Annotated in this window: 20 protein-coding genes; 17 read left to right on the forward strand and 3 right to left on the reverse strand. The window is 69.2% G+C overall.

Annotated features, from left to right (window positions below; translation table 11 throughout):
• The first annotated feature begins 319 nt into the window (after positions 1–319).
• The 4 genes from E5198_RS16525 (at position 320) to E5198_RS16540 (ending at position 4,317) form a co-directional block, all read left to right on the forward strand.
• Entirely contained in the window at positions 320–1,102 is a 783-nt protein-coding gene (locus tag E5198_RS16525; protein WP_136491066.1) for a hypothetical protein, read from the forward strand.
• Between the two features lie 98 nt (positions 1,103–1,200).
• The gene (locus E5198_RS21785) at positions 1,201–2,526 is read left to right on the forward strand and encodes a hypothetical protein (protein WP_178084089.1); all 1,326 of its coding nucleotides are present in this window, start codon (positions 1,201–1,203) and stop codon (positions 2,524–2,526) included.
• A gap of 120 nt (positions 2,527–2,646) precedes the next feature.
• Positions 2,647–3,279 carry a TetR/AcrR family transcriptional regulator gene (locus E5198_RS16535; RefSeq protein ID WP_136491067.1) on the forward strand — a complete coding sequence of 211 codons (633 nt, stop codon included), beginning with the start codon at positions 2,647–2,649 and terminating at the stop codon, positions 3,277–3,279.
• Positions 3,280–3,333: 54 nt separating this feature from the next.
• The gene (locus E5198_RS16540; protein WP_136491068.1) at positions 3,334–4,317 is read left to right on the forward strand and encodes an MDR family oxidoreductase; all 984 of its coding nucleotides are present in this window, start codon (positions 3,334–3,336) and stop codon (positions 4,315–4,317) included.
• Positions 4,318–4,410: 93 nt separating this feature from the next.
• Here E5198_RS16540 and E5198_RS16545 read toward each other — a convergent pair whose 3' ends face one another.
• Positions 4,411–4,953: a gamma carbonic anhydrase family protein gene (locus E5198_RS16545; RefSeq protein ID WP_136491069.1), complete on the reverse strand. Its 543-nt coding sequence runs from the start codon at positions 4,951–4,953 to the stop codon at positions 4,411–4,413.
• A 130-nt stretch (positions 4,954–5,083) separates the two neighbouring features.
• Here E5198_RS16545 and prlC point away from each other — a divergent pair, with 130 nt between their 5' ends.
• Positions 5,084–7,168 (forward strand): oligopeptidase A, encoded by a 2,085-nt coding sequence (gene prlC, locus E5198_RS16550; protein ID WP_168772546.1) that lies wholly within the window; start codon positions 5,084–5,086, stop codon positions 7,166–7,168.
• Complete coding sequence (locus tag E5198_RS16555) at positions 7,165–7,449, forward strand: YheV family putative zinc ribbon protein (RefSeq protein ID WP_136491071.1); 285 nt, start codon at positions 7,165–7,167, stop codon at positions 7,447–7,449. The genes prlC and E5198_RS16555 overlap by 4 nt, the downstream gene beginning before the upstream one ends.
• A 126-nt stretch (positions 7,450–7,575) precedes the next feature.
• Here E5198_RS16555 and E5198_RS16560 read toward each other — a convergent pair whose 3' ends face one another.
• Positions 7,576–8,544: a GTP-binding protein gene (locus E5198_RS16560; protein WP_136491072.1), complete on the reverse strand. Its 969-nt coding sequence runs from the start codon at positions 8,542–8,544 to the stop codon at positions 7,576–7,578.
• A gap of 161 nt (positions 8,545–8,705) precedes the next feature.
• Between E5198_RS16560 and E5198_RS16565 the strand changes: the two genes are divergently transcribed.
• On the forward strand, positions 8,706–9,059 hold the full coding sequence (locus tag E5198_RS16565; RefSeq protein ID WP_136491073.1) for an NADH:ubiquinone oxidoreductase: 354 nt from the start codon (positions 8,706–8,708) through the stop codon (positions 9,057–9,059).
• A 3-nt stretch (positions 9,060–9,062) separates the two neighbouring features.
• Here the strand turns inward: E5198_RS16565 and zigA are convergent, their stop codons facing one another.
• Entirely contained in the window at positions 9,063–10,268 is a 1,206-nt protein-coding gene (zigA, locus tag E5198_RS16570; RefSeq protein ID WP_136491074.1) for a zinc metallochaperone GTPase ZigA, read from the reverse strand.
• 91 nt (positions 10,269–10,359) lie between these two features.
• On the opposite strand from zigA, the gene folE2 reads away from it, so the two are divergent.
• The 10 genes from folE2 (at position 10,360) to cydP (ending at position 17,778) form a co-directional block, all read left to right on the forward strand.
• Complete coding sequence (gene folE2, locus E5198_RS16575; protein ID WP_136491075.1) at positions 10,360–11,256, forward strand: GTP cyclohydrolase FolE2; 897 nt, start codon at positions 10,360–10,362, stop codon at positions 11,254–11,256.
• Positions 11,253–11,918, forward strand: coding sequence for a metal ABC transporter ATP-binding protein (locus E5198_RS16580; RefSeq protein ID WP_136491076.1), 666 nt, complete (start codon positions 11,253–11,255; stop codon positions 11,916–11,918). The genes folE2 and E5198_RS16580 overlap by 4 nt, the downstream gene beginning before the upstream one ends.
• A complete protein-coding gene (locus E5198_RS16585) occupies positions 11,918–12,778 on the forward strand; it encodes a metal ABC transporter permease (RefSeq protein WP_136491077.1) in 861 nt (286 codons plus the stop codon). The genes E5198_RS16580 and E5198_RS16585 overlap by 1 nt, the downstream gene beginning before the upstream one ends.
• Positions 12,779–12,788: 10 nt before the next feature.
• Positions 12,789–13,661, forward strand: coding sequence for a metal ABC transporter solute-binding protein, Zn/Mn family (locus E5198_RS16590; protein WP_136491078.1), 873 nt, complete (start codon positions 12,789–12,791; stop codon positions 13,659–13,661).
• Complete coding sequence (locus E5198_RS16595) at positions 13,658–15,004, forward strand: dihydroorotase (protein WP_136491079.1); 1,347 nt, start codon at positions 13,658–13,660, stop codon at positions 15,002–15,004. Before E5198_RS16590 ends, E5198_RS16595 begins: the two co-directional genes overlap by 4 nt.
• A complete protein-coding gene (locus tag E5198_RS16600) occupies positions 14,998–15,582 on the forward strand; it encodes a 6-carboxytetrahydropterin synthase (RefSeq protein ID WP_136491080.1) in 585 nt (194 codons plus the stop codon). The genes E5198_RS16595 and E5198_RS16600 overlap by 7 nt, the downstream gene beginning before the upstream one ends.
• Before the next feature lie 148 nt (positions 15,583–15,730).
• Positions 15,731–16,183, forward strand: a complete 453-nt coding sequence (locus E5198_RS16605; protein WP_136491081.1) for a bacteriohemerythrin — start codon at positions 15,731–15,733, stop codon at positions 16,181–16,183.
• An 8-nt stretch (positions 16,184–16,191) separates the two neighbouring features.
• Positions 16,192–16,560 (forward strand): DUF2946 family protein, encoded by a 369-nt coding sequence (locus tag E5198_RS16610; protein ID WP_136491082.1) that lies wholly within the window; start codon positions 16,192–16,194, stop codon positions 16,558–16,560.
• Positions 16,561–16,655: 95 nt separating this feature from the next.
• Positions 16,656–17,198, forward strand: coding sequence for a putative natural product biosynthesis protein (locus tag E5198_RS16615; RefSeq protein ID WP_136491083.1), 543 nt, complete (start codon positions 16,656–16,658; stop codon positions 17,196–17,198).
• Positions 17,199–17,562: 364 nt separating this feature from the next.
• Positions 17,563–17,778, forward strand: a complete 216-nt coding sequence (gene cydP / locus E5198_RS16620; protein ID WP_136491084.1) for a cytochrome oxidase putative small subunit CydP — start codon at positions 17,563–17,565, stop codon at positions 17,776–17,778.
• The last annotated feature ends 58 nt before the right edge of the window (positions 17,779–17,836 follow it).

A 17,836-nucleotide genomic window follows, 5' to 3' on the forward strand; every position in this document is an offset into this window, starting at 1 on the left:
ACCGAGCTGATGGCCAAGCATCATGAGGCACCTGCTTCACTCCAATAACCGTGTTGCACTCAGTTCCTGCAACCGCCAGGCATTGCGACGTGGAATGTCGCGTAGGCGGTGGATACTTGATCCGCCCCACGACAATCAGGAGCGTCGTCATGCTGAAAACCTACTCTGCCCTGTTGCAGCGTGTCATCCCCAACGCAGGCCCCCGAGCCAACTTCCGGGTAACCGTGCAGGCTACCGACTCACAGATGGCCAGGATCACTGCCGAAGCGCAGTATCCGGGGTACAAGTGCTGCGGCGCTCCGATGCAGGTTCGATAGCCATGCAGCACGCCGCCCCCCTCGATAAGGATGCACCGAGCTATTCCGACTTCAGTGCACGCGACTTGAGCATGATAAATGATGAGCCCTGCGTAGCTCCGGTGAATATTGCCGTGATTGCCGAAATAAGGGATTTGGCTCAGTCATGGATTGAGCAAACACTGAGCCACTGTAGGCCGGGGGTCGAGGCGGATGAAGCCCGTTATGGACGCTTCCGGTTCCATGCCTGTGCATACAACCAGCTGTTGTCTGTCGGGGATATCCATGAAGCTCATGTCATCGTCGATGCAAAGGCGCCCGGCATTTGGTGGCAAGATGTCAAGCCCCAAGCCAGGCGAGTGTTCTTCCATCACGTCGGAGGAGCTGCTGCAGCTGTTGCCCCTGGTGGAGTCCACTATCTATGGGATAGCCGGGAGGTCGGCAGCGCCTTCTGCGCCAGCCTGTTCTCCATGCTGACCCGTCCGGGAGTCATTGGACTGACCTGGGAGGATTACGCCGATCTGTTGCCGGACTCTGCCTTTGCGCGAGGTCTGTCATGCGGCGCAGGAGAGCTTGACGCAGCCATTTCTGTTCTCCGGGATCGGATAGCAGGCCTTCCGTCTGCAAGAGTGAAACTGGCTCTTCTGCACATGTATGCCAATGGCGAATTTTCCTTGGGCGATTACGTCGATGTCTGCAGTGCCGCAGAGGAGAGCCTGCCACCGCTGTGTCGCCTGATAGCAACAGTATCCATTACAGGTCGAGCCAAATGGTTCGATGTGCATCTGCTCCTGTTCGCGTATTGACATGGCGTCGACAGCTGGATGGGTTCAGCGTGTGTCAGAGGTGGCCGGTGGGCGCGATGATGGTTTCATCCGATTCGAATCAGGCAAAGAGTAGGGAAATGTACCGCAGTCAGTATCTTGGCTCCGATACCTCCGGCGTGGAGCCTCATGCCGTTCGTGAATTTATCGATTGGCTGGCCGGAAACCTGAGCAGCAAGACGTTGTTCATGCACGAATACATCGATAGGCGCAGCGGCCGGAAGTGGCAGTTCAACGGTCTGGAAGATGCCTGTGAGCGATACCAGTGGAAGCATCGGGGAGTTCCTGGCGTGCCGCCGGGCAACACGCTGGCGAGTAACGCTGATGCCCTGGATGCCCTGCGTACTGCCTTGCAGAGCGCTCTCGCCTGTGGGAATGACCATGCTGCCTGTGATGCTGCCTGCGCAGTCATGAGATGGGGCGGGGTCGGGGCAGGGAATATCCGCTGGCTCCAGACCAATACCGAAGGGCTCGCCAAGTTGCTGTGTTCGACTACGGCAGTGTTGGACAGTGGCAATCCCGGCCTGCTGCACAAGAACCTGCGCTTCAATGCAGGCATGACCAAGGTGTATTCGCTGCTGGCCGAGGATTTCATCATCTACGACAGCCGTGTTGCTGCAGCACTGGGCTGGCTCGTTGTTAAGTACTGCCAGGAGAATGGCCTGTCGCGCGTGCCGGAAGGACTGGCATTTCCTTGGGCACCGTCGAAAGAGGCGCCCAATGCAGCAGTTCCCAAGAACCGCAATCCTGGCCGGAATGGTCTGAGCTTTCCGCGCCTGAATCCCGGTCCGCTTCACGCGGAATGGAACCTGAAAGCGAGCTGGATTCTCGGCGAAGTGTTGCGTCGGGACAAGACCAGCCAGTTTGTTCAGCCCTCCTCGATTCCGGCACTGCGCCGCCTAGAAGCGGCGTTGTTCATGATCGGGTATGACCTGCCCAGGAGCGACCGCGCCGCCCAAGCGGTGCCAAGCAGTATTCCTGCTCCTCATCCTGCCTGGACTGAGTGCTACACCACTGCGAGGCAGAAGCAGTTCCACTATCGCATTGACGACACCGGAATCCTCCTCAAGAGAGGCTCCCGCTTTCCGGTCGACGTGATCAATCGCATGCTGAACAACCTCAGGGAGGAATGCGGCGACGCTCCTTTCCGGTTGGCCAACAGCGCAACGCAGGTCCGCGCCAACGAAGCGGAATTTGGAATCGGAACGGCCTATTTCAGGGCTACTTACGATAGGGGCAATCCGCCTGACTCCAGTGCTCTGGCGGCAGTCCTTGCAGACATCGGGGTACTCCTATTTTCGCCAGATCGCAATGAGTGGTCGCTCAATGCCGCTGAGCTTTGCCCTGACGGCCATCATGGCCCGATCGACGTCAAGTGGATCAGCGAACGCGAGATCGAGCCGTGAGGCTGAGGCGAACCTGGAGAATCTCGTTGGCAAGCCTTCCGGAGCCAGTGGCCATGAGGCGCCGGCCCTCATGCCTGTCGCCGGTTGATTTTTCAAGACGACCGGTCCAATAATCGGCGCATGACAGCTCACGCCCCCCAGCCGCGCCGCGGCCGCCCGCCCAAGCTCGACCGCGACCTGCGCGAAACCCGCGAGGCGCTGCTGCACGCCGGCATGCGCCTGCTCACCGAGCAGGGCTTCCTGGTCACCGGCATCGACGCGGTGCTCAAGCAGGTCAGCGTGCCCAAGGGCTCCTTCTACCACTACTTTCCCAGCAAGGAGGCCTTCGGCCGCGCCGTGCTGGAGCGCTACGCCGGCTACTTCGCTGCCAAGCTGGACCGCTGGCTGCTCGACGAGAGCCGCCCGCCGCTGGCGCGCCTGGAGGACTTCGTCACCGACGCCCGCGCCGGCATGGCCCGCCACGCCTTCCGCCGCGGCTGCCTGGTCGGCAACCTCGGCCAGGAGGTGACCCGCCTGCCCGAGGGCTTCCGCGAGCAACTGGAAGCAGTGCTGTGCGACTGGCAGGCGCGCCTGGCCGCCTGCCTGCGCGCCGCCCAGCAGGACGGCAGCCTAGCGGCGACGCTGGACTGCGACGAGCTGGCGGCGTTCTTCTGGATCGGCTGGGAAGGCGCGGTGCTGCGCGCCCGCCTGGTGCAGAGCGACGCGCCGCTGCAGACCTTCATCCGCGGCTTCCTCGCCCTGCTGCCGCGCTGATTTCTTATCGCCCATTTCTAGACGACCGGTCTAAAACCAGAGAGGTGTGATCCCATGTTCCGCGCCATCCTGATCGACAAGGACGACTCCGGCTACCGCGCCAGCCTGCAGGCGCTCGACGAGGCCCAGTTGCCGGAAGGCGACGTGCGCGTGCGCGTCAGCCACAGCACCCTCAACTACAAGGACGCCCTGGCCATCACCGGCAAGGGCCCGGTGGTGCGCCAGTTCCCCATGGTGCCGGGCATCGACCTGGCCGGCGTGGTGGAGGAGAGCAGCCATGCCGACTTCAAGGCCGGCGACGCCGTGCTGCTCAACGGCTGGGGCGTCGGCGAGACGCACTGGGGCGGCCTGGCCCAGCAGGCGCGCCTCAGGGGCGACTGGCTGATCCCGCTGCCGCAGGGCTTCAGCGCCGCCGAGGCGATGGCGGTGGGTACCGCCGGCTACACCGCGATGCTTTCGGTGCTGGCCCTGGAGCGCCACGGGGTGACGCCCGAGCAGGGCGAGGTGCTGGTCACCGGCGCCAGCGGCGGGGTGGGCAGCTTCGCCGTCGCCCTGCTGGCCAGGCTGGGCTACCGGGTGGTGGCGTCTACCGGCCGCCCCGAGGAGGCCGACTACCTGAAGGCCCTCGGCGCCGCCGAGATCATCGAGCGCGGCAGCCTCAGCGAGCCGGGCCGCCCGCTGGGCCGCGAGCGCTGGGCCGGCGCCATCGATTCGGTGGGCAGTCACACCCTGGCCAACGTCTGCGCGTCCACCCGCTACGGCGGCTGCGTGGCCGCCTGCGGCCTGGCCCAGGGCATGGAGTTCCCGGCCACGGTGGCGCCGTTCATCCTGCGCGGGGTGACCCTGGCCGGCATCGACAGCGTGATGCGCCCGCGCGCCGACCGCCTCGAGGCCTGGAGCCGCCTGGCCCGTGATCTGGACAAGAGCCTGTTGGCGCCGATCACCCGCACCATCGGTCTGGAGGAAGCCATCCCGGTCGCCGGTGAACTGCTCGCCGGGCGGGTGCGCGGGCGGGTGGTGGTGGACGTGAATCGCTGAGTCCTCATCCGTAGGGTGCGCCGTGCGCACCATCAGCGCCTGCGCCCGGTGCACACGGCGCACCCTACGCCGACGGATGGACCGATAGCGAACTCAGCCGCCATAGCCCTCCAGCAGATGCAGGTCCTTGAGCTTCACGTAGTTGACCGCGCTGTAGGTGAAGAAGGCGCGCTCCTTGTCGGAGAGCGGGCGGGCCTGCTTCACCGGGCTGCCGACGTACAGGTAGCCGCTCTCCAGTTTCTTGCCCGGCGGCACCAGGCTGCCGGCGCCGATCACCACCTCGTCCTCGACCACCGCGCCGTCCATGACGATGGCGCCCATGCCGACCAGCACGCGGCTGCCGATGGTGCAGCCGTGCAGGGTCACCTTGTGGCCAACGGTGACGTCCTCGCCGATCTCCAGCGGGTAGCCGTCCGGGTTGAACGGCCCGGCGTGGGTGATGTGCAGCACGCTGCCGTCCTGGATGCTGGTGCGCGCGCCGATGCGGATGCGGTGCATGTCGCCGCGGATCACTGCCAGCGGCCACACCGAGCAGTCGTCGCCCAGCACCACGTCGCCGATCACCACGGCGCTGGGATCGACGAAGGCGCGCGCGCCGAGCTGCGGGGCATGGCCCTGGTAGGTGCGGATGGTCATGGAAAGGCTCCTGGTGAGTTGTCGTGGCCTTCTACTTAGCATGCACGGGGCGAACTGGCGACAGGCATGCCATCCCCCGATCACCCCGATAGCCGCGCCCGAGCTGCGCGCTCGGGCATTTGTCATTAACATGATCCGTGATTCTTCCGACCCAGGGTCAAACGCCGTGACTGCCAACAATCCCCTGCTGCAAGACTTCGACCTGCCGCCCTACTCGGCGATCCGCCCCGAGCACGTCGAGCCGGCCGTCGACCGGATCCTCGAAGACAACCGCGCCGCCATCGCGCGCATCCTGGAAACCCAGGGCGTCAATCCCGACTGGAACGGCCTGGTGCTGGCGCTGGACGAGCTGAACGCGCGCCTGGGCCGCGCCTGGAGCCCGGTCAGCCATCTCAACGCCGTGTGCAACAGCGCCGAACTGCGCGCCGCCTACGAGGCCTGCCTGCCCAAGCTGTCGGCCTACTACACCGAGCTGGGCCAGAACCGCGCCCTCTACGACGCCTGGCACGCCCTGGCCGCCAGCCCGGCGGCGGCCGGCTTCGAGGTCGCCCAGCAGACCATCCTCAAGCACACCCTGCGCGACTTCCACCTGTCGGGCATCGACCTGCCGGAAGCCGAGCAGCAGCGCTACGGCGCGATCCAGATGAAGCTCTCCGAGCTGTCCAGCCGCTTCTCCAACCAGCTGCTCGACGCCACCCAGGCCTGGACCAAGCAGATCACCGACGAGGCGCAGCTGGCCGGCCTGCCGGAGTCGGCGCGCGCGCAGATGCAGCAGGCCGCGCAGGCCAAGGGGCTCGACGGCTGGCTGGTGACCCTGGAGTTCCCCAGCTACTACGCGGTGATGACCTACGCCGACGACCGTGCCCTGCGCGAGGAGGTGTACACCGCCTACGCCACCCGCGCCTCCGACCAAGGCCCCAACGCCGGCCAGCACGACAATGGCCCGCTGATGGCCGAGATCCTCGACCTGCGCCAGGAGCTGGCCCGGCTGCTGGGCTTCCAGCACTACGGCGAGCTGTCGCTGGCCACCAAGATGGCCGAGTCCACCGAGCAGGTGCTCGGCTTCCTGCGCGACCTGGCCGTACGCGGCAAGCCGTTCGCCGAGCAGGATCTCGCCGAACTGCGCGCCTTCGCCGCCGAGCGCGGCGTGGCTGATCTGGCCAGCTGGGACGTCGGCTACTTCAGCGAGAAGCTGCGCCACCAGCGCTACGAGATTTCCCAGGAGCAGGTGCGCGCCTGGTTCCCGATCGACAAGGTGCTGTCCGGCCTGTTCGCCATCGTCGAGCGCCTGTACGGCATCCAGATCGAGGAACTCAAGGACTTCGACAGCTGGCACCCGGACGTGCGCCTGTTCGAGATCACGGAAAACGGCGCGCAGGTCGGGCGCTTCTTCTTCGACCTCTATGCCCGCGCCAACAAGCGCGGCGGCGCCTGGATGGACGGCGCCCGCGACCACTGGCGCAACAGCGCCGGCGAGCGCATCAGTCCGGTGGCCAACCTGGTGTGCAACTTCACGCCTGCCGCGCCCGGCAAGCCGGCGCTGCTGACCCACGACGAGGTCACCACCCTGTTCCACGAGTTCGGCCACGGCCTGCACCACCTACTGACCCGCGTCGACTATGCCGGCGTGTCGGGCATCAACGGCGTGGCCTGGGACGCGGTCGAACTGCCCAGCCAGTTCATGGAGAACTGGTGCTGGGAGCCGGAGGGCCTGGCGCTGATCTCCGGCCACTTCGAGAGCGGCGAGCCGCTGCCGCAGGAGCTGCTGGACAGGATGCTGGCGGCGAAGAACTTCCAGTCCGGGCTGATGCTGCTGCGCCAGCTGGAGTTCTCGCTGTTCGACTTCGAGCTGCACGCCACCCACGGCGACGGCCGCGGCGTGCTCGAGGTGCTGCAGGCGATCCGCGACGAGGTGTCGGTGTTCCAGCCGCCGCGCTGGAACCGTTTCGCCAATAGCTTCGCGCACATCTTCGCCGGCGGCTACGCGGCCGGCTACTACAGCTACAAGTGGGCCGAGGTGCTGTCCGCCGATGCCTTCGCCAGGTTCGAGGAGGAGGGCGTGCTCAACCCGGCCACCGGCCGCGCCTTCCGCGAGGCGATCCTCGCCCGCGGCGGCTCGCAGGAAGCCATGCAGCTGTTCGTCGACTTCCGCGGCCGCGAGCCGTCGATCGACGCGCTGCTGCGGCACAGCGGCCTGAGCGAGGAGGCAGCATGAGCGAGTACAACCTGAACGCGCCGGTGAAACGCTTCATCGCCGGCGCGGTGTGCCCGGCCTGCGAGGCGATGGACACCATCCAGATGTGGGACGAGGACGGCACGCCGAACCGCCAGTGCGTGGCCTGCGGCTATGCCGACACCCTCGACGCCCGCGGCAACTCGGTGCCCAAGGAGCTGCCGACCCGGGTCAACACCAGCGCGCTGAAGCCCAAGGCAGCCGACCCCAAGGTGCAGACCGTGCAGTTCTTCCCCAATCCGAAGCTGAAGAAGCCGGAGTAGGGCGGAGCAGCGCCGGTAGGGTGCGCCATGCGCACCCACAGGCCACGGCAACGTCGCTGGTGCGCGCGGCGCACCCTGCGGGACGGAGAACAAGGCGCCCACCGTAAGGTCGGCGCCTTGTTCGTTTCAGGCCACCCGGCAGGCCGCCAGCCCCGCCTGCAGCGCCGCGGCATCCTGCGCTTCGGCGAAGATCAGTTCCAGCCGCGAGTCCCTGCGCCACTCGCTGGCCCGCCATACCAGCGCTGCGCCATCCAGCGCATTGGCGCTGTGCCAGCCGTCGTCGGCGCCGTGCAGAACCAGCTTGGCGCGCCGCCAGGGCAGGGCGGCCAGCCACTGCGCGACCTGGTCGCGGTCGAAACGCTGGCTCGGGTGCCAGCGCCAGCCAACGCTCCAGCCGCCAGCTTCTGCATGGATCTGGCAGATCGGCAGCGTCGGGTCGCTCCACAGTGCCGGCAGGCTGCCCGCGCCTGTGGGCAACTTGCTCTCCTCGCTACCCGGCTGCGCGTGCGTACCGATGCCCGGCAGCTCGCTGAGCGGCAGACGGCCCTGGCTGGTCCACAGCAGCGGCCGCGACGGCAGTTGGGCGGCGAGCAGGGCGCGGGCGGTGGGGTCGAGGCTCTCGCTCTTGTTCAGCAGCAGCAGCCCGGCCGCGCCCAGCGCGGCCTGCTGCGCCGCCGGCAGCGGGCGACCGGCGGCCAAGGCGGCGGCATCCAGCACCACCACACTGGGCTGCACGGCGAGCACCTCGCGCCACGGTTCGTCCTGCAGCTGGCGCAGCAGCTCGGCCGGGTGGCCGAGGCCGGACGGCTCGATCAGCAGGCGGTCCGGGCGCGCCTGGCGCAGCAGGCGGCCGAGGCCGACCTGGAAGGGCGCGCCGTTGACGCAGCACAGGCAGCCACCGGCCACCTCGCCGAGAGCGATGCCGTCCTCGCCGGTGGTCAGCAGCGCGGCATCCAGGCCGACCTGGCCGAACTCGTTGATCAGGATCGCCCAGCGCTCGCCCTCCGGCTTCTGCGCCAGCAGCTCGCGGATCAGGGTGGTCTTGCCGGCGCCGAGCGGGCCGGCGATCAGATGGGTGGGAATGTGCTTGAGCATGGGTCGCCTGTGGATAAGCCTGGGGAAAAACTGTGCAGGCCTGTGGACAAGGTCATCGGAGAGTCATTCTCGCCGGATTGCCGGCAAAGCGCGATGGCCGCCCGCGCCACAGCGGCCGACGCCGGGTAAACTGCGCGCGCCCAGCCTCCCGGAGCCCGACCATGCGCCAGATCCTGCCCATCCTGCTCGCCGTCCTGCCGTTGCCGGCGCTGGCCGAGGCCTGCGTGGTGCACAGCCAGGGCAAGGGAGTGGCCGTGCAGCTCTGCCAGCAGAACGTCAGCATCCCCAAGGGCCTGTTCCGCGACGGCTTCTGCCAGCCCAAGCTGAAGGATCAGGAAATCCGTGTGGAGTTCGTCGAGCAGTGCCCGGAAGGCGCCTACGGCGTATGCAGCGGCGCCCAGGCCGGCAACGCCGCCTACCGTCAGGACGTCCACTACTACGGCGTGGCCAGCGACGCCCGCTACCTCCAGCCGTTCTGCGAGAAGCAGAGCGGCGGCCAGTGGCGCAAGCCCTGAGGCTCAGGCCAGCTCCTCCAGCCACGCCCCGAACGGATCCTCCAGCGCCAGCCAGGCCTGCTCGCCCGGAGCCATCTCCGCCTCGCTCAGCAGGCAGGCGTCCAGCTCGGCGTGCAGGCGGGCGAAGTCGATGTGCTGGCCGATGAACACCAGCTCCTGGCGGCGGTCGCCGCAGCCATCCTGCCAGTGGGCGAGGATCGCCGCCTGGCTCTCCGCGTCCTGCGGCCACTCCGCGCGCGGCACCGCGTGCCACCAGCGCCCGGCATAGCCGTAGCGCATCAGCCCGCCGGCCTGCGACCAACTGCCGGCCTCGGCCGGGCGGCTGGCCAGCCAGAACCAGCCCTTGGAGCGCAGCAGGCGGCCGTTGTCCCACTCACGGTGCAGGAAGTCGTGGAAGCGCCGCGGATGCAGCGGCCGGCGCGCGCGCCAGGCGGTGGAGGCGATACCGTATTCCTCGGTCTCCGGCACGTGCTCGCCGCGCAGCTCGGCCAGCCAGCCCGGCGCCTGCGCCGCGCGCTCGAAGTCGAAGCGTCCGGTATTCAGGACCTTCGCCAGCGGCACCTGGCCCATGACCATCGGCAGCACCTCGGCCTGCGGGTTGAGACGCGCGAGCATGGCCAGCAGCTCGGCACGCTCGGCGCCGGAGATCAGGTCGGTCTTGCTGACCAGGATGACGTCGGCGAACTCCACCTGGTCGATCAAGAGATCGGTGACCGAGCGCTCGTCGTCCGCGCCGAGGCTCTCGCCGCGCTCGCCGAGCGCCTCGGCCTCGCGCAGGTCGCGCAGGAAGTTCACCCCGTCGACCACGGTGACCATGGTGTCGAGGCGCGCCAGGTCGGCGAGGCTCCGCCCCTGCTCGTCGCGGAAGGTGAAGGTCTCGGCCACCGGCAGCGGCTCGGCGATGCCGGTCGACTCGATCAGCAGGTAGTCGAAGCGCCCCTCGCCGGCCAGGCGGGCGACCTCCTCGAGCAGGTCCTCGCGCAGGGTGCAGCAGATGCAGCCGTTGCTCATCTCCACCAGCTTCTCCTCGCCGCGGCTGAGGCTGACGCCCTGCTGCACGGCGGCGGCGTCGATGTTCACCTCGCTCATGTCGTTGACGATCACCGCGACCCGCAGGCCCTCGCGGTTCTTCAGCACGTGGTTGAGCAGGGTGCTCTTGCCGGCGCCCAGGAAGCCGGACAGCACGGTGACGGGGAGACGGGAATCCATCGGACGACCTCGGAATGGCAGACGGCAGTGCTTGGTTAAATTTGAGTTATAACATAACATTTTCTACCGCCTGACCATCAAGGGACTGCCGATGAACAGCCTGAGCCTGCCGGATATCGCCGCGCAAACCTCTTCTGCCCAGTTGCCGCTGGAGCGGGTCGGCATGGCCGGCATCGCCCAGCCGGTCGTCCTGCACGGCCAGCGCCTCGCCGCCCGGATCAGCGCCGGGGTCAGCCTCGACGATGCCGCGGCGCGCGGCATCCACATGTCGCGCCTGTACCTGGCGCTGGAGGCGCTGGAAACGGAGGAACTGAGTCCGGCGCTGCTGGCCAGGGTGCTCGGCGAGTTCCTTGCCAGCCATGCCGGCCTGTCCACGGCCGCCCACCTGGAGATCCGCGCCGAGGCGCTGCTCAGGCGCCCGGCACTGGTCAGTCCGCTGGCCGGCTGGAAGGGCTATCCGCTGGTGGTCGAGGCTCGCCTGGACGACCGTGGCCTGGAGGTGACCCTGGAGGTGACGATCGGCTACTCGTCGACCTGCCCCTGCTCGGCGGCGCTGGCGCGCCAGCTGATCCAGCAGCGCTTCGCCGAAGACTTCGCCGGCCAGCCGCTGGAGCCCGGCGCGGTGCTGGAATGGCTGGGCAGCAGCGCCGGCATCCTCGCCACCCCGCACAGCCAGCGCTCGAGCGCGACCCTGCGCGTGCGCCTGCGCCCCGGCGCCGCACACCTGCCGCTGCTGGCGCTGATCGAGCGCGCCGAGGCGGCACTGGGCACCGCCCTGCAGACCGCGGTCAAGCGCGCCGACGAGCAGGCCTTCGCCTTGGCCAACGGGCAGAACCTGATGTTCTGCGAGGACGCCGCGCGGCGCCTGCACGTCGCCCTGCTCGCCCAGCCGGGGCTGGAGGCTTTCGAGCTGCGCGTGGTGCACGCCGAAAGCCTGCACGCCCACGACGCGGTGGCGGAGAGTCGCTGGAGCAGGGAGACGGCATGATCCGCGCCGAGGGCCTGCAGTGGGGCACGCCCGGACGGCCGCTGACCCCGCCGCTCGACCTGCGCCTGGCGGCGGGCAGCCTGACCGCGGTGGTCGGCGCCAACGGCTGCGGCAAGAGCAGCCTGCTCAGGGTGCTCGCCGGGCTGCAGGCGCCGCTGGCCGGGCGCCTGCGGATCGCCGCGCAGGGCCTCGGCGCAGTCGGCTACCTGCAGCAGCAACAGGCCATCGACCGCCAGTTTCCCATCGAGCTGGCCCAGCTGGTCGCCGCCGGCCTGTGGCGTACGCGCCTGCCGCGCAGCGCGCGCCGGCAGCGGCTCGATGCGGCGCTGGCCGCCTGGGGCCTGAGCGAACTGGGCGGACGGCCGCTGGTCGCCCTGTCCGGCGGGGAACTGCAGCGTGGCCTGCTCGCCCGTCTGGAGCTGACGGACGCGCCGCTCCTGCTGCTCGACGAGCCGGCCGCCGCCCTCGACGAGGCCGGCCAGCGCCTGCTCTGGCGGCGCCTCGCCGCCTGGCAGCGGGACGGCCGCACGCAACTGGTGGTCTGCCACGATCTGGCCGATGTGCGCGAGCACCTGCCGGACTGTCTGCTGGTCGGCGCCGACGGCTGCCGCTGCGGGCCGAGCCGCGAGTTGCTGACCGCGCCCCTGGTGCAGGAGGCCTGATGCTCGACCCGCTCTGGCAACCCTTCGCCGAATTCGCCTTCCTGCGCCGCGCCCTGGCCGGCGGCGTGGCGCTGGCACTGAGCACTGCCCCGCTGGGCGTGTTCCTGATGCTGCGCCGCATGAGCCTGATGGGCGATGCCATCGCCCACGGCGTGCTGCCCGGTGCGGCGCTGGCCTTCTGGCTGTTCGGCCTGAGCCTGCCGGCGCTGGCCGCAGGCGGGCTGGTCGCCGGCCTCGGCATGGCGGCGCTGGCCGCCTGGGTGACGCGGCGCACCGGCCTGCGCGAAGACGCCAGCCTGGCCGCCATCTACCCGATCTCGCTGGCCAGCGGGGTGCTGCTGCTCGGCCTGGCCGGGCGGCGCATCGACCTGCTGCACCTGCTGTTCGGCTCGGCGCTGGCGGTGGACGCCGCGACCCTGCGCAGCATGCTGGTGGTCTCCGCCGCCAGCCTGACGCTGCTGGTGCTGATCTACCGCCCGCTGGTGCAGGACAGCCTGGACGCCGTGTTCCTGCGCAGCGTCAGCCGGCGTGGCGCGCCGGCCTATGCGCTGTTCCTCGCCCTGGTGGTGCTCAACCTGGTTTCCGGCTTTCACGCCATCGGCGCGCTGATGGTGATCGGCCTGCTGGTATTGCCGGCCGCCGCCGCGCGCTTCTGGAGCCGGCGCCTGCCGGTGCTGCTGGGCGTGGCCGCCGCTCTCGGCGCGCTGTGCGTCTGGCTCGGCCTGCTGCTGTCCTTCCACGCCAACCTGCCGAGCGGCCCCTGCATCGTGTTGCTCGCCGGCTTCGCCTACCTGCTGTCGGTGTGTCTCGGGCCGGTCCACGGCCTGCTGCGCCGCAGCCCGCCGCCCCTGCCCTGCTGAGGATCGCCCCATGCGTCGCCTGTTCGTCCTGCTCGCCCTGTGCCTGCCCCTGACCCTGCACGCCGCCGAACGGCCGCAGGTGGTCGCCACCTTCAGCATCCTCGCCGACCTCACCCGCGAGATCGGCGGCGACGATATCGCGCTGACCAGTCTGGTCGCTGCCGATGCCGACGCCCACGTCTTCGAGCCGACCCCGCGCGACCTGCGCACCATCCTCGCCGCCGACCTGCTGGTCGCCAACGGCCTGGGCTTCGAACCCTGGCTGGAGCGCCTGCTGGCCAGCGGCGAGGCGCGCGGCCGGCGCATCGACGCCAGCGCCGGCGTGCTGCCGCTGAACGTCGAGGAGGACGGCCGGCGCATCGCTGATCCGCACGCCTGGCAGAGCCTCGGCAACGCCGAGACCTACGCGCGCAACATCGCCCGCGCGCTGAGCGAGATCGACCCGGACAACGCCGCCGACTACGCGGCCCGCCGCGACGCCTGGCTGGCGCGCCTGGACGCCCTGCGCAGCGAGATCGCCCCGCGCCTGGAAGCGCTGCCCGCCGAGCGCCGGCGGGTGCTGACCAGCCACGACGCCTTCGGCTACCTGGCCCGCGAGTGGAACCTGCAGTTCCGCGCCGCCCAGGGCGTCAGCGGCGCCGCCGAGCCTTCGGCCGCCGAGACCGCCGCGCTGATCCGCCAGCTGCGCGAGGAGCGGGTGCGCGCCCTGTTCGTGGAGAACATCCGCGATCCGCGGCTGATCGAGCAGATCGCCAGCGAGGCCGGCGCGCGGGTCGGCGGCACCCTGTACTCTGACGCCCTCGCCGCCGAGGGGCCGGCCAGCAGCTATCTGGGCATGTACCGGCAGAACGTCGAGCGCCTACTCGAGGCGCTGGCGCCATGAAAAGCCTGCTGATCCGCAATGCCCGCCTGGTCAACGAAGGACATGAGTTCGACGCCGACCTGCTGATCCGCAACGGCCGCATCGACAAGATCGCCGGCAGCATCGAAGGCGCCGCCACCTGCGAGATCGACGCCGCCGGCCAGTTCCTGCTGCCCGGCCTGATCGACGACCAGGTGCATTTCCGCGACCCCGGCGCGCCGCACAAGGGCAGCTTCGCCAGCGAATCGCGCGCCGCCGTGGCCGGCGGCATCACCAGCGTGATGGACATGCCCAACACCCACCCGCCGACCCTGACCCTGGCGGCGCTGGAAGCCAAGGAGCGCCGCGCCGCGGCCTGCGCGAAGGTCAACTACGGCTTCCACTTCGGCGTCAGCCACGGCAACCTGGACACCGTCGCCGCGCTCGCGCCGGAGCGGGTCGCGGCGGTCAAGGTGTTCATGGGCGCCTCCACCGGCGACATGCTGGTCGACGACCTGCCCTCGCTGGAGCGGCTGTTCCGCGACTGTCCGACCGTGCTGCTCGCCCACTGCGAGGACACCCCGCGCATCCGCGCTCGCGAGGCGCAGTGGCGGGCGCGCTACGGCGAGGATATCCCCGCCGACCAGCACCCGCTGATCCGCGATGCCGAGGCCTGCTACCAGTCTTCCAGACTGGCCGTGAGCCTGGCGCAGCGCTACGGCACGCAACTGCATGTGCTGCACATCACCAGCGCCCGCGAACTGAGCCTGTTCCAGCCCGGCCCGCTGGCCGGCAAGCGGATCACCGCCGAGGTCTGCGCCCATCACCTGTATTTCGACGACGGCGACTACGCCGCGCTCGGCCATCTGATCAAGTGCAACCCGGCGATCAAGAGCCGCGCCGACCGCGACGCCCTGCGCCAGGCGCTGCTCTGCGGGCGCCTGGATGTGATCGGCACCGACCACGCGCCGCACACCCTGGACGAGAAGGCGCGCCCCTACCTGCAGGCACCGTCCGGCCTGCCGCTGGTCCAGCACGCCCTGCCGGCGCTGCTCGAACTGGTCGCCGACGGCCTGCTGCCGCTGCCGCGCCTGGTCGAGCTGACCAGCCACGCGGTGGCCGAGCGCTTCGCCATCGCACAGCGCGGCTACCTGCGCGAGGGCTACTGGGCCGACCTGGTGCTGGTCGAGCGTCTCGCCGTGCCGCGACCGGTGGAGAACGAGCCGATCCTCGCCCACTGCGGCTGGACGCCGTTCCGCGGCCGCCAGTTCCGCCATGCAGTACGCACCACCGTGGTCTCCGGCCAGCTCGCCTGGCACGCCGGGCAGCTCGACGACGACTGCCAGGGGCTGCCGCTGCGCTTCGTGCGGGAGGCGCGATGCTGATCCGCAAGCTGTTCCGCTTCGAGAACGCGCACATCGTGCGCGGCTGCACCAGCCGGCGCTGCTCGCGCTCGCTGCACGGCCACTCCTATCGCGTCGAGCTGCTGCTGGAGGCGCATGCCCTCGACCACGGGCAGATGGTCTACGACTTCGGCCTGCTCAAGGGCGGCGTGCGCGAGCTGATCGACGCCTTCGACCACGCGCTGAGCTTCTGGGACGGCGACGACCCCGAGTACATCGCCAGCTGCCAGCGCTTCTCCGAGCGCTGGATCGCCCTGCCGGTGTCGCCGAGCGCCGAGCAGCTGGCGCGGGTGATCTTCCGCCTGGTCGATGCGCTGCTGGCGCAGACCGAGACGGCCAACGGCGAAGGCGACGTGCGCCTGCACTCGGTGATCGTCCACGAGACCGAGAGCGGCTACGCGCAGTGCTTCCGCGCGGATGCGTTCAATCCGCGCATGGGGGCCTTCGAGCTGGCGCAGATCCGCTTCTCGACGCAGATCCGCGCCGAGTGGTCGGACCCGCAGCTGCTCGACCGGCTGCTGGCCGGCGAGCGCTGGCGGAATCCCCGTCCACTGCCCTGAGCGCCCGGCGATGCCGTGCAATTCTCCGCTGCCCATGCTCTGCAGCGGCTTATCGGCTAACATCCGCCCGCGCCGGGAGTGCCGTAACGCAACGGTAACCTGCCGCGAGCGCTTTCCCGTGTTACCTACAAGGAGTTGACGAATTCGCATGGACAGCCTGAACCTTTCCTGGTCGGACGACTACAAGATCGGTATCGCCGTGATCGACGAGCAGCACAAGCGGCTCTTCGCCTACTTCGACGAACTCGCCACCGTCATCGCCAGCGGCAATCCGCAAGGCATCGAGGTGATCGTCAACGGGTTGGTGAGCTACGCCATTTCCCACAACACCTTCGAGGAAAGCCTCATGGCCAAGGCGCGCTACCCGATGCTCGATGCGCACCACAAGGTCCACGAGAGTTTCAAGAGCCGGGCCAACAAGTACCTTCGCCAGCTGGAGGCCGGCTGCGACCCGCTGAAGCTCGCCGAGCAGGTGCGGATCTTCATCGGCCTGTGGCTGATCAACCACGTCAAACAGGAGGACCGGGACTACGTCCCCTACGTGCAGAAGATCGATAGCGGCTCGCTGCTGTCGGGCCTGTGGAAAAAGCTGTTCCGCTGAGCCCCCGCATGCTCCGCTCCGCTGACAACCGCTGGCTCGCGACCCTGGCGCTGTGCCTGGGCATACTGCTCAACGCGCTCGTCTGCAGCTACCACCATGCCAGCCATGTCGGCCTCGAGCTGCTGCTCGGGCCGGGCGCCTTCTGCCAGACCGACGACGGCGACGCTCCGGCAGGCGGCCTGCCCGCCAGCGACGAGGCGTCCCAGCCGTTCAACTGCCCCCTCTGCAATCCCGCCACCCTCGCCCTGGCGCTGCTGTTCTGCCTGAGCTGGCTGCTCCGGCGGCGCGGCCCGGACGCCGTGCGCCTGCCGCGCGAAAGACGCTGCAAGGCTCCCCCGCGCCACTGCTGGCCGCCGCTGAACCCCCGCGCGCCCTGAAAGCCGCCGTCGTCACCCCTCGACATCCGACCGCCCCGGCGGGGCTGGCGCCCTGCGCCCGCGGTCGGCCCATACGGCTTTCAGGATTCGCCACCATGGAAAAAATCGCCCGTGCAGCCGGCAAGCGCCCGGCCGTGCAACCCTTTCCCGACTACCCCGGCAATGCCCGCAGCTTCGTGCACCTCGACGCCCGCCTGCTGCCCTACTGGCACACCCTGTTCGACGTCTGCCCGGCGCTGCTCAAGCTCGACCCGCCGGACGGCACCCGGATCTTCCGCGCGTTCATGACCTGGGCCTACCGCCGCCAGGTCATCCTCGACTGGACCTTCCACCTGCAGGTCTGCCGCTGGCTGCTGGAATCCGACTACCGCTTCCGCATCGACGAGGAGCACATCGAGACGCTGATGATCGCCGCCGCCGCCCGCTGGGTGGTCAGCGACCACAGCGAGGCCCTCGGCGTGGTGCTGGCCTGGCAGGGCTCGGCCGCGCCGGTGTTCGACTGGAAACGCAGCGCGCGTCCGGCATGCCGGCCGATGGCCGTCGAACTGGAAGAGCTGCCGCCGCCCCCCTGGGACTTCGCCTGGTGCCCGCTGGGCACCCGCAGCGGCGCCGGCTTCCGCCGCTGGCTGAAGGTGTGAACCTGCGACAACCTGCCACGGCTGCGCCGTCGCTCCCGCCGACCGCCGCAACCACGCCGGGGCGGCGCTGCACTGTGGCAGGCTGTCGCAGTTGAGGACAACGGCCGCCGGCACGACACTGGCCCTGTCTCGAGCCGGAGCTTAGGGGTTCCACGACTAGGCTCGGGTCAACCAGCTGCAACCACCCAGTGGTTGTCTGTCCCTCTCCCCCCCTCGCCTGCGAGGGGGGGCTTTTTTCAGGTCGCTCGGGAGCCCTCCCCGCCAACAACAATCCGCGACCGTCCGTACGCTGCCGCGTCGCCGTCAGCCTGGAACCCCGCCCACATCCGCCGTCAGCCGCCGAATGAAGCCCGGAGTCCCCCGCATGTCGTCACCTCCCCGTTCTTCGCCCTGGCGCATCCCCCTGGTGCGCGAACTCGCCGTCATCCTGCTGCTCAAGCTGGCCATCCTGCTGACCATCCGCGCCCTCTGGTTCGGTGCGCCGACCGTGCCGGAGAACGGCAGCGAGCGGGTCGGCCGGCACCTGCTGGGCCACGGCGCGCCACCGTCTTTGTCACTCACCGAGGAGGAGCCGAGATGATCTCGGAAGCCGTCGTCGACCTGTCGCGTCTGCAATTCGCCATGACCGCGATGTACCA

The sequence above is a fragment of the Pseudomonas sp. A-1 genome (genome assembly GCF_004801855.1).
Lineage (GTDB): Bacteria > Pseudomonadota > Gammaproteobacteria > Pseudomonadales > Pseudomonadaceae > Geopseudomonas.